Source organism: Aeromicrobium sp. (assembly GCF_049586495.1).
Taxonomy (GTDB): Bacteria; Actinomycetota; Actinomycetes; order Propionibacteriales; family Nocardioidaceae; genus Aeromicrobium.
In genome coordinates, this window is sequence record NZ_JBAVCB010000034.1 from 1 (window position 1) to 14,428 (window position 14,428).

Sequence of the window (14,428 nt, forward strand, 5' to 3'; positions counted from 1 at the left end):
GGTCGTCGACGAGTACGTCGGCGCCGGAGATTACGTCGGCAAGGGTAACCGGGAGGCCTACCTGCTCGCGCTGGAGAACACGGTCGACGAGGCCACCCATGCCGTGATCCGCGGCAAGGCGCCCAAGGGTGCGACGTTGCGTCTGCGCAAGGAGTTCGCGACCCCGACGTGGAACAGCTCCTTCATCGACACCTTGAACAGCACCATGGAGGTGCCGGCGAACGGCAAGTACATCTGGCACGTCAACCAGTCGACCCGACCGGTGGTGCAGGACAAGCTGGTCCAGATCACCGAGGACAAGCCGGTGCGCACCGAGACGTACCAGGGTGGACCCACCACGATCGGTCAGGCCGTCGATCACCCGTTCACGATCACCGAGTCCGGTATCGATGTGCTCCAGGTCGATCTGGACTGGCCGACGCCAGACGACTTCGACCTCGAGGTGTACAAGAAGAAGGATGATGGGACCCTGACCCAGGTCGGATCCTCAGGCAACTTCGTCAACGAGAAGGAGCGGGCGGAGATCGCCGCACCGTCGACCGGTGACTATGTGCTGCGTGTCATCAACTTCGCATCGACGGCGCCGACGTACACCGTGACAGCCACCCTGTTCGATTCGACGTTGGTCGACTCGCGTGAGGTGCCCGGTCTGATCGAGAACTGGACGATGACCTGCGAGAAGGGCGGTCAGGTCCTGCAGAAGGAGTCGGTCGTGGTCGATCGTGGCCAGCAGGCCAAGGTCGACTGGTCAGAATGCGCCAAGAAGTTCTGATCGGCTGAGCCGGCGACGGCCATCGTGGCGGATGTTCTCCGCGACGGTGGCCGTTCGTCGGTGTCGCGGGCGCACGCCCGGAACGCAGAAGACCCCGGTGTCTCGAACGGATCGAGGTACCGGGGTCTTCGGTGTCTGGGGGCTGCTAGAGCGAAGCGGCCTTCTTGGCAATGGCTGACTTGCGGTTCGCCGCCTGGTTCTTGTGGATGACCTTCTTCGAGGCGGCCTTGTCGAGGTTCTTGGTTGCCGTGCGGGCCAGCTCCTTGGCCTTGTCGGTCTCACCGGCGTCGACGGCCTCGGTGAAGCGTCGGATCGACGTCTTCAAGGCGGACCGCACCGAGATGTTGCGCTGACGCGCCTTCTCGTTCTGGAGGTTGCGCTTGATCTGCGACTTGATGTTCGCCACGGGGCGTCCTGTTTCTCTCGACGGATGGGTGCTGCTGAGTGTGTGGGCATGCCGATGCACGCGACCGCCAACTCTACCAGCGCCGAGGGCAGTGCCCCAAATCGCGGCCGCGGTCCGAACGACGCGGCGCTGACTCCTAGACTTGACCCCATGGAGACCCTTTACGACGTCCTGACGTACGTCCACATCGCCGCTTGGGTTGTCGTCGTGATCGGGTACCTCAAGGATGCCCGTGGGCCGCGGGTCAACCAGTGGATGGCGCAGGGCCTGACAGTCGCGTTCGTGCTGGGCCTGGTGCTGGTGGGCATCGCCTCGGCCAGCGACGCCGTCGCCGACCCGGACCACGCAAAGGTCGCGGTCAAGCTGGTGATCGCGTTCGTGGCCGTCGGTCTGGCGCACGGGCCCGGCAAACGTCCGTCGCCCAATCCGATCGCCCACGTGATTGCCGCGCTGGTGCTGGCCAACATCGTGATCGCATACGCATGGTGAGCGCACCGCAGCCGGGCTCGACCGACCCGTCGATCATCCGCAACTTCTGCATCATCGCGCACATCGACCACGGCAAGTCCACGCTGGCCGATCGGATGCTGCAGCACACCGGGGTCGTCGATGGTCGCGACATGAAGGCGCAGTACCTGGACCGCATGGACATCGAACGTGAGCGCGGCATCACGATCAAGAGCCAGGCCGTGCGCATGCCATTCACCAAGTCGACGGGACAGGACGCGGGCACCACGTTCGTGCTCAACATGATCGACACTCCCGGCCACGTCGACTTCACCTACGAGGTCAGCCGAAGCCTCGAGGCGTGCGAAGGTGCCGTGCTCCTGGTGGATGCAGCCCAGGGCATCGAGGCGCAGACGCTGGCGAACCTGTACCTGGCCATCGACGCCGATCTGGACATCATCCCGGTGCTCAACAAGATCGACCTGCCCGGAGCGCAGCCGGAGAAGTACGCCGCCGAGATCGCCGGCATCATCGGTGGAGATCCCGATGACGTCCTGCGGGTGTCGGCCAAGACCGGTGAAGGCGTGGAGGCGCTGCTCAACACGATCGTCGAGGAGATCCCACCGCCGCAGGGTGATGCCGACGCACCGCCGCGCGCCTTGATCTTCGACTCTGTCTACGACACCTACCGCGGCGTGGTGACATACGTGCGTGTCGTTGACGGCAAGCTCACGCACCGCGACCGCATCAAGATGATGTCCACGGGCGCCGTGCACGAGATGCTCGAGGTCGGCGTCATCTCGCCGGAGCCGGTCAAAGCCAATCAGATCGGTGTCGGGGAGGTCGGTTACCTGATCACCGGTGTCAAGGAAGTACGTCAGTCCCGCGTCGGTGACACGGTCACGTCGAGCGTGCGGGGTGCCGAGGAGCCGCTGGGTGGCTACAAGACGCCCAATCCCATGGTCTTCTCCGGCCTGTACCCGATTGACGGAGACGACTTCTCCACCCTGCGCGACGCGCTGGAAAAGCTGCAGCTCAACGATGCCGCGCTGGTCTACGAGCCCGAGTCCTCCGGTGCGCTCGGCTTCGGCTTTCGCATCGGCTTCCTGGGTCTGCTGCATCTGGAGATCGTGCGCGAGCGCCTGGAGCGTGAGTTCGATCTCGAGCTGATCTCCACTGCCCCCAACGTGGTCTACCGGGTGCAGATGGAGGACGGCTCCGAGATCACGGTCACCAACCCCAGCGAATATCCGACCGGCAAGATCGACAAGGTCTTCGAGCCGGTCGTCCGCGCCACGGTGCTCAGTCCGGCTGAGTACATCGGCGCCATCATGGAGCTGTGCCAGTCGCGCCGTGGCCAGCTGCTGGGCATGGACTACCTGTCCGACGATCGTGTCGAGATCCGGTACACGCTGCCGATGGGCGAGATCATGTTCGACTTCTTTGACGCGCTGAAGAGCCGCACCAAGGGCTACGCCTCGCTGGACTACGAACCCACCGACGAGCAGGCTGCCGATCTGGTGAAGGTCGATGTGCTGCTGCAGGGCGAGGTGGTCGACGCGTTCAGCGCGATCGTGCACCGCGACAGCGCGTACGGCTACGGGGTCGCGCTGGCCGGCAAGCTCAAGGAACTCATTCCGCGCCAGCAGTTCGAAGTCCCGATCCAGGCGGCCATCGGAGCCCGCGTCATCGCCCGCGAGAACATTCGGGCGATCCGCAAGGACGTGCTCGCCAAGTGCTACGGCGGCGACATCAGCCGCAAGCGCAAGCTGCTGGAGAAGCAGAAGGAGGGCAAGAAGCGGATGAAGATGGTGGGGCGCGTCGAGGTCCCGCAGGAAGCCTTCATCGCAGCGCTCTCCACGGGCGACGCGGGCTCAGCCAAGTCCTGACCTCGGTTCGTCCCGCGGCAGCGGCAGAGGACGGCGGTGCCGCCCGCCCTGCGCGCATCAACCGCGACGCCCGCTTCGGCGACCAGCGAGTAGGTTAAAGTGACCGACACCACATCGCCCCCTGAATCGTTGAGGAACTACATGCCCGCACCACAGGCCACTGCTGAGGAAATGAAGATCATCGAAAGCCGACCGGGCACGGTCAGCCAGATGTTCTTCGATCGCGTCGACACGTTCGCCGACCGGGAAGCATTCAGCTACCCCGATGAGAACGAGAACTGGCAGAAGCTCACCTGGGCTGAGACCGGCGAGACGGTGACCCGTCTGGCCGCAGGTCTGGTTGCTCTCGGCGTCGAGGCGGAGCAACGTGTGGCGATCGCGTCCGGCACCCGACTGGAGTGGATCCTGGCGGACCTCGCCATCATGGCGTCAGGTGCGGCCACCACCACGGTCTATCCGACCACGATCACCGACGACGTCGCGTACATCCTGTCGGACTCCGACAGCCGCGTTGTCTTCGCCGAGGACGACGAGCAGGTGGCCAAGCTGCGCGAGAAGCGCAGCGAGCTGCCCGCCATCATGAAGGTCGTCGTGACCGACGGCGCCACGGACGGCGACTGGGTCATCTCGCTGAACGATCTGGAGAAGATCGGCGCGGACCACCTCGCTCAAAACCCCACCGTCATCAAGGAACGCGTCGCGGCCACCAAGCCCGACTCGCTGGCCACCTTGATCTACACGTCGGGCACCACGGGTCGCCCCAAGGGCGTCCGGCTGCGCCACGAGAGCTGGACCTACGAGGCAGCCGTCATCCAGGCCCAGGGCATCTTGACCGCCGACGACCTGCAGTTCCTCTGGCTGCCGATGGCGCACTCGTTCGGCAAGGTGCTCACCACCACCCAGCTGCTGATCGGCTTCCCGACGGCGATCGACGGCCGCGTGCCCAAGATCGTCGACAACCTGGCCATCGTGAAGCCGACGTTCATGGGCGCGGCGCCTCGCATCTTCGAGAAGGCGTATGGCCGCATCGTCGGCATGACCGAGGCTGAGGGCGGCGCCAAGCTCAAGATCTTCAAGTGGGCCGAGAAGGTGGGCCTGGACTACTCGCGCAAGACCCGCGCGGGCGAGTCGATCTCTCCAGTGCTGAAGTTTCAGCACGGCTTGGCCGACAAGCTGGTGTTCTCCAAGGTGCGCGAGCGTTTCGGCGGCCGGGTCCGGTTCTTCATCTCCGGTGCCGCTGCGCTCTCCGCGGACATCGCGGAGTGGTTCCACGCTGCAGACGTGCTGATCCTCGAGGGCTACGGCCTCACCGAGACGTCGGCCGGCGCCTTCGTCAACAGCCCGGACGCCTACAGGATCGGCTCGGTCGGTCGCGCGTTCCCCGGCAGCGAGGCCAAGATCGCCGAGGACGGCGAGATCATGATCAAGGGTCCGCACGTCATGGAGGGGTACCACAATCTCGACACCGAGAGCGCCTCGACCAAGACCGCCGAGGGCTGGCTGCACACCGGTGATGAAGGCCGCATCGACGAAGACGGCTTCCTGTACATCACGGGCCGCAAGAAGGAGCTGTTCAAGACCTCGGGCGGCAAGTACGTGGCGCCGCCGCACATCGAGGGCGTCTTCAAGGGCATCAGCTCGCTGACCAGCCAGATCCTGGTGCACGGCAATGAGCGCAACTTCTGCTCCGCGCTGATCACGCTGGATCCCGATGCGGTCGCCGAGTGGTCCGCCGGCCACGGCATGGAGGGCAAGTCCTACGCCGAGGTCGTGTCCTCGCCGGAGATCCACGCCATCATCGAGGGCCAGATTGCCGAGCTCAACGAGAAGATCAACCGGTGGGAGCAGGTCAAGAAGTTCGCAATCCTCGACCACGACTTGTCGCCGGAGAGCGGTGAGCTGACCCCGAGCATGAAGGTCAAGCGCGCAGTCGTCGAGACCAACAACAAGGAACTGCTGGACTCGTTCTACGCTTGAGGCAATGAACACGTCTGGAAGGCCGCTCTCCCCGTCGGGAGAGCGGCCTTTTGGCATCTACGTTCATGTGCCGTTCTGCTCCGTGCGGTGTGGGTACTGCGACTTCAACACCTACACCGCCGACGAGCTGGGCGAGGGAGCCACCCGCGCCACCTATGCCGACACCGCCATCGCCGAGATCGAGCGGGCTCACGCAGCCATGGGAGATCGCCAGGTCGACACCGTCTTCTTCGGCGGGGGCACGCCCACGCAGCTGCCGGCCGATGACCTGGTGCGGGTGCTGCGCGCCATCGACGATCGCTTCGGACTGACGTCAGGCGCGGAGGTCACGACCGAGGCAAACCCGGACAGCGTCGACCCGCGTGCGCTCGCCACCTTGCGGGCCGGCGGGTTCAACCGCATCTCCTTCGGCGTCCAGTCAGCCGTGCCCCACGTCTTGGCGACTCTTGATCGCACGCACCGCCCCGAGCGGGTGCCCGAGGCCGTGCAGTGGGCCCGTGAAGCCGGCTTCGCGCAGCTCAGCGTCGACCTCATCTATGGCACGCCAGGCGAGTCGCTCGACGACTGGCGCGCCAGCCTGGAGCACGCCCTCGCGCTGCAACCCGATCATGTGAGCGCCTACGCCCTGATCGTCGAGGACGGCACGGCCTTCGCCCGTCAGGTGCGCAGGGGTGAGGTCGAGATGCCCGACGAGGACGAGACCGCAGACAAGTACCTGCTGGCCGACGACCTGCTCACGGAGGCGGGCTTCGGCTGGTACGAGCTCTCGAACTGGGCCCGTGACGAGACGGCCCGCTGTCAGCACAACGGTCTGTACTGGAACAGCGACGACTGGTTCGGCATCGGTCCAGGCGCGCACTCGCACGTGGCCGGCGAGCGGTGGTGGAACGTGAAGCACCCCGTGGCGTACGCGCAGCGGTTGGCTGCCGGCGAGTCGCCGCGCATGGACGGCGAGTTCATCGACGCTGACACGGCCCAGGTCGAGCGGGTCATGTTGCAGACGCGTCTACGCAGCGGTCACCCGGTGACCGAGCTGAGCGAGTCCGCCCGAAACAAGCTGCCCGCCCTGGTCGGACGGGACTTGATCACCCTCACCGATGACCGCTTGGTGCTGACCCTGACGGGCCGGCTGCTCGCCGATGCTGTGGTGCGAGAGCTGACCTGACCGGCGTCAGCCGACGGTCACGAAGTCGATGAGCTCCTCGACACGGCCCAAAAACGACGGTTCGAGGTCCGCGTAGGAGTTCACGGATCCGAGGATGTGTTTCCAGGCGCGAGCGACGTCGGCCTGATCGGCGTGCGGCCAACCGAAGGCTTCGCAGATTCCGTGCTTCCAGTCGGTACCGCGTGGGATCACCGGCCACGCATCGAAGCCGAGCCGGTCTGGCTTGACCGACTGCCAGACGTCGACGTACGGGTGCCCGACGACCAGCACGTTGGGGCGTCCTGACATGTGCTCGGCGATGCGGGTCTCCTTGGAACCGGGCACGAGATGGTCGACCAGCACACCGAGGCGACGATCGGCCGCCGGCGCGAAGTCCACGACCGCGGCGCGCAAGTCGTCGATACCGCCCAGGTACTCCACGGCCACGCCCTCGACCCGCAGATCGTCACCCCACACCCGCTCGACCAGCTCGGCGTCGTGACGACCCTCCACCCAGATGCGGCTCGGTAGGGCGACCCGGGCGCGGGCGTCGTGCACCGCGGTGGAGCCAGATGCCGTGCGGGTGGGACGCACCGGTCTGCGGGGCGGGGTGACCAGCCGCACCGGCTTTCCCTCGAGCAGGAATCCGGCGCCGAGCGGGAATGACCGGCGCTTGCGGTGGCGGTCCTCCAGCACGACGATGCCGTTCTCCAGCATCACCAGCTCCCCGCAGAAACCGGTCTCGGCGTCTTCGACGACCAGACCGAGATCGGCGGGGTGGTCGACCGTGCGGCCGCGCTTCGGCTCTCGCCAGTCGCCAGCGAGGACGTCGGACCCGTAGCGATCAACCACGCGGCGCACCTCCGTGAAGTTGACCCAACAGCTCTTGGTGGAAGGTCTCGAGTCGGTCGCGGTCAACGACACCATGACTGGTGTGCACCACCGTGTCAGCCGTCAGCAGGCCAAGCACCAGGTCGATGACCACGGGCCACGATGGTGCGACCGTGGTGGCGGCTGGGTCGTACAGGTCGCCAATCGCGACCAGGTGCTGGGACGGCACGACGAGGATCAGCTCGCCGCCGGACGGACCGTCGCCCACATGCAAGACCTCGACGTACAGATCGCCCAGATCGCCAGCCCACACCGCCTCGAGGTCGCCGCCCTGACTGGCGTGGGCGATCCGGGTGCCGTCGCTGAGCGTGATCTCCCGCGGGGCGTAGGTCAGCGAGCGCTCGACACCAACGATCACCGGGGGCATCTCGCTAGACTGGCACTTGCCCTGCCCGAGTGCCAGACAACACGCCCCAACGACGCCGTGAGGTGAGCCATGTCGGACGAACGACGTCTTGACGTCCTGCGGGCCATCGTCGAGGACTATGTCGAGACCCACGAGCCCGTGGGTTCTCGATCCTTGCTGGAACGTCACCAGCTGGGCGTCTCGCCGGCCACCATCCGCAACGACATGGCGGTGTTGGAGGACGAGGGCTACATCACGGCCCCCCACACCAGTGCCGGACGCATCCCGACCGACAAGGGTTACCGGGTGTTCGTCGACCGCTTGGCCACCATCAAGCCGTTGTCGGCGCCCGAACGCCGGGCCGTGGAGACCTTCCTCGGGGGGGCGGTGGACGTCGAGGACGTCGTGCAACGCAGCGTCAAGGTGCTCGCGCAGCTGACTCAGCAGGTCGCGATCGTGCAGTACCCGTCACTGACCCGTTCGTCGGTGCGTCACATCGAGGTCGTCCCGTTGGAGTCCGCACGGGTGCTCCTGGTCATCATCACCAGCAGCGGACGGGTCGAGCAGCGCATCGTCGAGCTGGTCAAGACCCCTGACGAGCAGCTGCTCGCCGACCTGCGGTCACGGATCGTCGGTGCCACGCTCGGTGAACGACTGCCTGAGGCATCACTGAGGCTCGCCGACATGATCGAGACCTTTGCCCCAGAACACCGGCCCGTGGTCACCTCGATCGTCACCACCTTGACGCAGACATTCTCCAACGAGCGCTCCGACGAGCGCATCGCCATCGGCGGTACCGCGAACCTGGCTCGATTCGGAGCCGACTTCGATCGGTCGATCAAGCCGGTGCTGGAAGCGTTGGAGGAGCAGGTGGTTCTGCTCAAGCTGCTGGGCGAGGCCACGTCCGGTCTCTCGGTCAGCATCGGCCACGAGACGGGATATGAAGGCCTGTCCGCCACGTCGGTCGTGGCCACCCCCTACGGGAGTGATGACCAGGCACTTGCCACACTCGGAACGGTGGGTCCGACGCGGATCGACTATCCCTCCACGATGGCTGCGGTCGCGGCGGTGTCACGCTATGTGGGAGGCATCCTCACCGAGCGTTGGACGCCCGACCCATGAGCACAGCCCACTGACTCCCCACCCTGACCTTTGACACCGATTCGAATTCGACTGGACTGAGATGGCAACCGACTACTACCAGATGCTCGGCGTGAGCCGTGAGGCCTCAGCGGACGAGCTGAAGAAGGCGTACCGCAGACTCGCCCGACAGCTGCACCCCGACGTGAACGACGCGGAGGATGCCGCGGACCGCTTCAAGGAGGTCACGACGGCCTACGAGGTGCTGTCCGATCCGCAGAAGCGCGCGACCTTCGACCGTGGTGGCGATCCGCTGCGCGGCACTGGGGGCGGCGCCGGATTCGGCCAGGGATTCAGCTTCGACGACATCATGGACGCCTTCTTCGGACAGAACGCCGGCGGCACCGGCCGCGGTCCGCGCCCACGCATGCAGCGTGGGCAGGACGCGCTGCTGCGCCTGGACGTCGAGCTCGCCGAGGCCGTCTTCGGCATCGATCATGAGATCAAGGTCGACACGGCGGTCGTCTGCTCGACGTGCGCTGGCAGTGGCGCGGCCGAGGGATCCGAGCCGGTGACCTGCCGGACCTGCCACGGGCACGGCGACGTGCAGCAGGTGCAGCGCTCCCTGCTCGGCGACATCCGGACCTCCCGTCCCTGCCCTGCCTGCCGTGGTTTCGGCAGCACGATCCCCGAGCCGTGCTCGGAGTGCTCCGGCGAGGGCCGCGTGAGGTCGCGTCGCACCATCTCGGTGTCGATCCCCGCAGGCGTTGACCAGGGCACTCGTATCCAGCTGGCCGGCGAGGGCGAGGTCGGCCCTGGGGGAGGTCCCGCGGGCGACCTCTACCTCGAGGTCAACGTCGCCGAGCACGACATGTTCACGCGTGCCGGCGATCACCTGCAGTGCCAGGTGACGTTGCCCATGACGGCCGCATCCCTCGGAGCACATCTGGACCTGCCCACGTTGGACGAGAAGGACATCCCGATCGAGGTGCCGCCAGGCACGCAGTCGGGTCACGTCATCACGATCAAGGGGGAGGGCGTCCCGCGCCTGCGCGCCAGCGGCCGCGGTGATCTCAAGGTGCAAGTCATCGTCGAGACCCCCGCCCACCTCGACCACGAGCAGACCGAGCTGTTGCAGAAGCTCGCCGCGCTGCGAGGCGAGGAGCACCCGCAGGCCGTTCTCGACCCGCAGCACCAATCAATGTTCGGCAAGATCAAGAACGCCTTCAGATGATGCGGCGCGCGGCTCGCTGCTCTCGCCGCCCCGCCTCGTTTCGCTCGGCCCATGGTCGGCTTGCGTTGCTTCGCTCGGCCGTCGGGTAGACATGTCTCATGAGCTCTGACTGCCTGTTCTGTTCCATCGTGCGGGGGGAGATTCCTGCGGACGTGGTGTCGCAGACCGAGCACACGATCGCCTTTCGCGACATCAACCCGCAGGCAGACGTGCACGTCCTCGTGGTGCCGCGGCTTCACGAGCCGGACATCGCGAGCCTCGCGGCAGCCGATCCCGACGTCACGATCGCTCTGATCGCTGAGACGCTGCGGATCGCCCAGGCGGAGTCCGGCGGGCAGTACCGACTGGTCTTCAACACCGGGGAAGCTGCCGGCCAGACCGTCTTCCATGCGCACGGTCACGTGCTCGGCGGCCACCTGCACAGCCCGCTCCCGAGCTGACGCGCCACCGGGATTCGCACGACATCGCCGCGATTGCGTACGATTGACGGCACATGACCGATGACATCCAACCCGCCCACACGTTCACGATTCCGTCGAGCGTCCCGGCAGTCGCCCTGCTGGGGCCCGCCGATGAGTTTCTGCGCCTGATCGAGCAGTCCTTCGACGCCCAGATTCATGTGCGCGGCAATGCCATCACCGTGACCGGACCGCCCGCCGAAGCCGCCATGGTCGAGCGCCTGCTCGACGAGCTCGTCACGATCGTGCGGACCGGTCAGCACCTCACCCCGGAGACAGTCGAGCGCTCCATGGCCATGCTGCGCACCGAGACCGAGGAGCACCCCGCCGAGGTGCTGAGCCTGAACATCTTGTCCAATCGCGGCCGCACCATTCGGCCCAAGACGCTGAACCAGAAGAAGTACGTCGACGCCATCGACCAGAACACCATCGTGTTCGGCATCGGTCCGGCAGGCACCGGCAAGACGTACCTTGCGATGGCCAAGGCCGTACAGGCACTTCAGGCCAAGGAGGTCAGCCGCATCATCTTGACCCGCCCTGCGGTCGAGGCCGGCGAAAATCTCGGTTTCCTGCCGGGCACGCTCAGCGAGAAGATCGACCCCTACCTGCGGCCGCTGTACGACGCACTCCACGACATGCTCGATCCCGACACCATCCCGAAGCTGCTCACATCAGGCGTGATCGAGGTGGCGCCGCTGGCGTACATGCGTGGCAGGACGCTCAACGACGCGTTCATCATTCTCGACGAGGCACAGAACACCACGCCCGAGCAGATGAAGATGTTCCTGACCCGTCTCGGCTTCGGCTCCCAGATGGTCGTCACCGGCGACATCACCCAGATCGACCTCCCCAACGGGAGCAAGAGCGGGCTGCGGGTCGTGCGGGACATTCTCACCGGCGTCCGCGACATCAACTTCTCGATGCTCACGGCGCAGGACGTGGTGCGGCACAAGCTCGTCGGTCGCATCGTCGCGGCATACGACTCCTTCGAGGAAGAGGGATCGCAGGCCAGTGAACGTCGACGTTCTCAATGAGTCAGGGGTCGACGCCGATGTCGTCGCCCTGACCCGCCTGTGCCGCTTCACCATGGGCCGTATGCGTCTGCATCCTGACACCGAGCTGACGCTGCGGCTGGTCGACGTCGACACCATCACGACGCTCAACGAGCGCTGGATGGACAAGGAGGGCCCCACCGACGTGCTCTCGTTTCCCATGGACGAGCTGACGCCGGGCCGCGACGGCGACGATGCGCCGGAGGGCTATCTCGGCGACATCGCCCTCGCGCCGCACGTAGCCGCGCAGCAGGCTCCGGCCGCCGGGCACAGTGCCCAGGACGAGATGGAGCTTCTCACGGTGCATGGCATCTTGCACCTGCTTGGCTACGACCACGCCGCGCCGGAGGAACATCAGGAGATGTTCGGTATCCAGGGTCGTCTGCTGCTGGAGTGGCACCAGATCGCCGCCGGTCGTGACCCGGAGACCTCCTCATGAGCTGGCTGCTGATCCTCACGTCTGGCGTGCTGGCCGTGACGGCCGGGGCTTTGGCCAGCATCGATGCGGCCATCTCGGCGTTCTCGCGGGCCCGGGCCGAGGAGCTGCGCGAGGAGGGCGAGGCGGGTGCCGCACGCCTCGAGGCGATCCTCGAGGACCCGGCTCCGTACATCAACACCGTCCTGCTGCTTCGCATCGTGGCTGAGACCGCCGCCGTGGTGCTGGTCGCCGTTCTGATCGCCGATGGCGTCGACGGCGCCTGGGCGCGCTTCCTGCTGGCCGTGATCATCATGTCGATCGTCAGCTTCGTGGTCATCGGGGTGGGCCCCCGCACCCTCGGCCGACAGCACGCCGAGCGGTTCGCGCTGAAGTCGGCGCTTCCGGTGGTCGTGCTCACCCGCCTGCTCGGCCCCATTCCCCGGGTGCTGATTGTCGTTGGCAACGCGATCACTCCCGGCAAGGGGTTTCGCGAGGGTCCGTTCGCCTCCGAGGTCGAAGTGCGTGAGCTCGTCGATCTCGCGGCCGCCAGCTCGCTGATCGAGTCTGACGAGTCCAAGATGATCCAGTCGGTCTTCGAGCTCGGCGACACCATCGTTCGCGAGGTCATGGTCCCGCGCACCGATCTCGTCTACATCGAACGCGGCAAGACGCTGCGACAGGCCATGTCGTTGGCACTGCGCAGCGGCTATTCACGCGTGCCGATCGTCGAGGACAATCTGGACGACATCGTCGGGATGGCCTACCTCAAGGACGTGACGAAGCGCGTCTTCGACAACCACACGGCAGAAACGACCGAGAAGATCGAATCGATTGCCCGTCCGTGCCTGTTCGTACCCGACACCAAGCCGGTGGACGATCTGCTCCGTGAGATGCAAGCCAGCCGCACGCACGTCGCCATCGTGGTTGACGAGTACGGCGGCACATCGGGCATGGCCACGATCGAGGACATCTTGGAGGAGATCGTCGGCGAGATCACCGATGAGTACGACACCGAGCCCGACGAGAGCGAACAGCTGTCTGACGGATCGTGGCGCCTGAGCGTTCGCTTCGAGGTCGACGACCTCGAGGAGCTGTTCGACATCCCGGTCGAGGACGATGACGTCGACACCGTCGGCGGCCTGCTGGCCAAGCACCTGGGCAAGGTGCCGATTCCCGGCAGCACCGTCGATGTCGACGGTCTGAGGTTCGTGGCCGAGAGCCCGTCGGGCCGGCGCAATCGCATCGGTCGGGTGCTCGTCACCCGCCTGGATTCCGATGCCGGGGAACCCTCGATAGCCTCGTCTCATGGATCTGCCTCCTGAGGACGCCAAGCTCGTGACGCTCGCCCGCGCCTCACGTGCCCGTACCGCTGCCGCGCAGGGCGCAGCGGTGCGCGACCAGGACGGTCGAACGTACGCCGCTGCCACGGTCACCCTGCCCACCCTGCAGATCGCAGCGCTCGACCTTGCCGTCGCCATGGCGGTGTCGTCCGGCGCCCGCGGCCTCGAGGCCGGGGCCGTCGTCGGGGGCGAAGCTCCCGCGTTGACCTCGGTCCGCGATCTTGGCGGTGCAGGTGTGCACGTGGTCATGGCTGATGAGTCCGGAGCCCCGATCGAGGTGCTGAGCACGTGAGCACGTTCCGCTCCGGGTTCGCGTGTTTCGTCGGCCGGCCCAACGCCGGAAAATCCACCCTCACCAACGCCTTGGTGGGCGGCAAGGTGGCCATCACGTCCTCGCGTCCGCAGACCACGCGGCATGCGATCCGTGGCCTGGTGCACCGAGCCGACGGTCAGCTGGTGCTGATCGACACCCCCGGACTGCACAAGCCGCGCACACTGTTGGGCGAGCGGCTCAATGCATTGGTGCGTACCACCTGGGGAGAGGTCGACACGATCGGGATGTGTCTGCCAGCCAACGAGGCCATCGGTCCCGGCGACAAGTTCTTGATGCGTGAGCTGGCGTCGGTCACCCGCAAGCCCGTGTTCGCCGTCGTGACCAAGACGGACCTGGTGACGCCAGAGAAGCTGGCGGCGTACCTGATGTCGGTGCAGGAGGCTGGCGTCGAGGTCGGCATCGAGTGGCGGGAGATCATCCCGGTCTCAGCAGTGGCCGGTGAACAGATCGATCTGCTGGCCGAGCTGTTGGTCGCCACGATGCCCGAGGGTCCCGCGCTGTACCCCGAGGGCCAGCTCACCGACGAGCCCGAGGAGACTCTGATCGCCGAGATCGTGCGTGAGGCTGCGCTCGAAGGCGTCCACGACGAGCTGCCACACTCGCTGGCCGTGCTGGTCGAGGAGGTCGTGCCCCGCGCCGA

16 protein-coding genes are annotated in these 14,428 nt (G+C 66.2%); 13 read left to right on the forward strand and 3 right to left on the reverse strand.

The window, feature by feature from the left end:
- A partial coding sequence (locus WB508_RS01690; protein WP_423843141.1) for a hypothetical protein occupies positions 1–772 on the forward strand: 772 nt, incomplete at its 5' end.
- Between the two features lie 145 nt (positions 773–917).
- Here WB508_RS01690 and rpsT read toward each other — a convergent pair.
- Positions 918–1,178, reverse strand: a complete 261-nt coding sequence (gene rpsT, locus WB508_RS01695; RefSeq protein ID WP_423843142.1) for a 30S ribosomal protein S20 — start codon at positions 1,176–1,178, stop codon at positions 918–920.
- Between the two features lie 150 nt (positions 1,179–1,328).
- Between rpsT and WB508_RS01700 the strand changes: the two genes are divergently transcribed.
- The 4 genes from WB508_RS01700 to hemW all read left to right on the forward strand — a co-directional run bounded on the left by WB508_RS01700 (position 1,329) and on the right by hemW (position 6,656).
- Complete coding sequence (locus tag WB508_RS01700) at positions 1,329–1,667, forward strand: hypothetical protein (protein ID WP_423843143.1); 339 nt, start codon at positions 1,329–1,331, stop codon at positions 1,665–1,667.
- Positions 1,661–3,514 carry a translation elongation factor 4 gene (gene lepA / locus WB508_RS01705; protein ID WP_423843144.1) on the forward strand — a complete coding sequence of 618 codons (1,854 nt, stop codon included), beginning with the start codon at positions 1,661–1,663 and terminating at the stop codon, positions 3,512–3,514. The genes WB508_RS01700 and lepA overlap by 7 nt, the downstream gene beginning before the upstream one ends.
- A gap of 141 nt (positions 3,515–3,655) precedes the next feature.
- Positions 3,656–5,491, forward strand: coding sequence for an AMP-dependent synthetase/ligase (locus WB508_RS01710; RefSeq protein WP_423843145.1), 1,836 nt, complete (start codon positions 3,656–3,658; stop codon positions 5,489–5,491).
- A gap of 4 nt (positions 5,492–5,495) precedes the next feature.
- Positions 5,496–6,656: a radical SAM family heme chaperone HemW gene (gene hemW, locus WB508_RS01715; protein ID WP_423843146.1), complete on the forward strand. Its 1,161-nt coding sequence runs from the start codon at positions 5,496–5,498 to the stop codon at positions 6,654–6,656.
- A 6-nt stretch (positions 6,657–6,662) separates the two neighbouring features.
- On the opposite strand, the gene WB508_RS01720 is transcribed toward hemW, so the two are convergent.
- Together WB508_RS01720 and WB508_RS01725 are read right to left on the reverse strand one after the other, a co-directional pair.
- The gene (locus tag WB508_RS01720) at positions 6,663–7,487 is read right to left on the reverse strand and encodes a DUF3097 domain-containing protein (RefSeq protein ID WP_423843147.1); all 825 of its coding nucleotides are present in this window, start codon (positions 7,485–7,487) and stop codon (positions 6,663–6,665) included.
- Positions 7,480–7,893 (reverse strand): hypothetical protein, encoded by a 414-nt coding sequence (locus WB508_RS01725; protein WP_423843148.1) that lies wholly within the window; start codon positions 7,891–7,893, stop codon positions 7,480–7,482. Before WB508_RS01725 ends, WB508_RS01720 begins: the two co-directional genes overlap by 8 nt.
- A 69-nt stretch (positions 7,894–7,962) precedes the next feature.
- Here WB508_RS01725 and hrcA point away from each other — a divergent pair, with 69 nt between their 5' ends.
- The 8 genes from hrcA to era form a co-directional block, all read left to right on the forward strand.
- A complete protein-coding gene (gene hrcA / locus WB508_RS01730) occupies positions 7,963–8,994 on the forward strand; it encodes a heat-inducible transcriptional repressor HrcA (protein ID WP_423843149.1) in 1,032 nt (343 codons plus the stop codon).
- 61 nt (positions 8,995–9,055) lie between these two features.
- Positions 9,056–10,186, forward strand: a complete 1,131-nt coding sequence (dnaJ, locus tag WB508_RS01735; protein ID WP_423843150.1) for a molecular chaperone DnaJ — start codon at positions 9,056–9,058, stop codon at positions 10,184–10,186.
- A gap of 98 nt (positions 10,187–10,284) precedes the next feature.
- The gene (locus WB508_RS01740) at positions 10,285–10,626 is read left to right on the forward strand and encodes an HIT domain-containing protein (RefSeq protein ID WP_423843151.1); all 342 of its coding nucleotides are present in this window, start codon (positions 10,285–10,287) and stop codon (positions 10,624–10,626) included.
- A gap of 53 nt (positions 10,627–10,679) precedes the next feature.
- Positions 10,680–11,678, forward strand: a complete 999-nt coding sequence (locus tag WB508_RS01745; RefSeq protein ID WP_423843152.1) for a PhoH family protein — start codon at positions 10,680–10,682, stop codon at positions 11,676–11,678.
- The gene (gene ybeY, locus WB508_RS01750; protein ID WP_423843153.1) at positions 11,656–12,135 is read left to right on the forward strand and encodes an rRNA maturation RNase YbeY; all 480 of its coding nucleotides are present in this window, start codon (positions 11,656–11,658) and stop codon (positions 12,133–12,135) included. Before WB508_RS01745 ends, ybeY begins: the two co-directional genes overlap by 23 nt.
- The gene (locus WB508_RS01755) at positions 12,132–13,436 is read left to right on the forward strand and encodes a hemolysin family protein (RefSeq protein ID WP_423843154.1); all 1,305 of its coding nucleotides are present in this window, start codon (positions 12,132–12,134) and stop codon (positions 13,434–13,436) included. Before ybeY ends, WB508_RS01755 begins: the two co-directional genes overlap by 4 nt.
- A complete protein-coding gene (locus WB508_RS01760) occupies positions 13,420–13,746 on the forward strand; it encodes a cytidine deaminase (protein ID WP_423843155.1) in 327 nt (108 codons plus the stop codon). The genes WB508_RS01755 and WB508_RS01760 overlap by 17 nt, the downstream gene beginning before the upstream one ends.
- The coding region (era, locus tag WB508_RS01765; RefSeq protein WP_423843156.1) for a GTPase Era at positions 13,743–14,428 on the forward strand (686 nt) is incomplete at its 3' end. The genes WB508_RS01760 and era, both read left to right, overlap by 4 nt.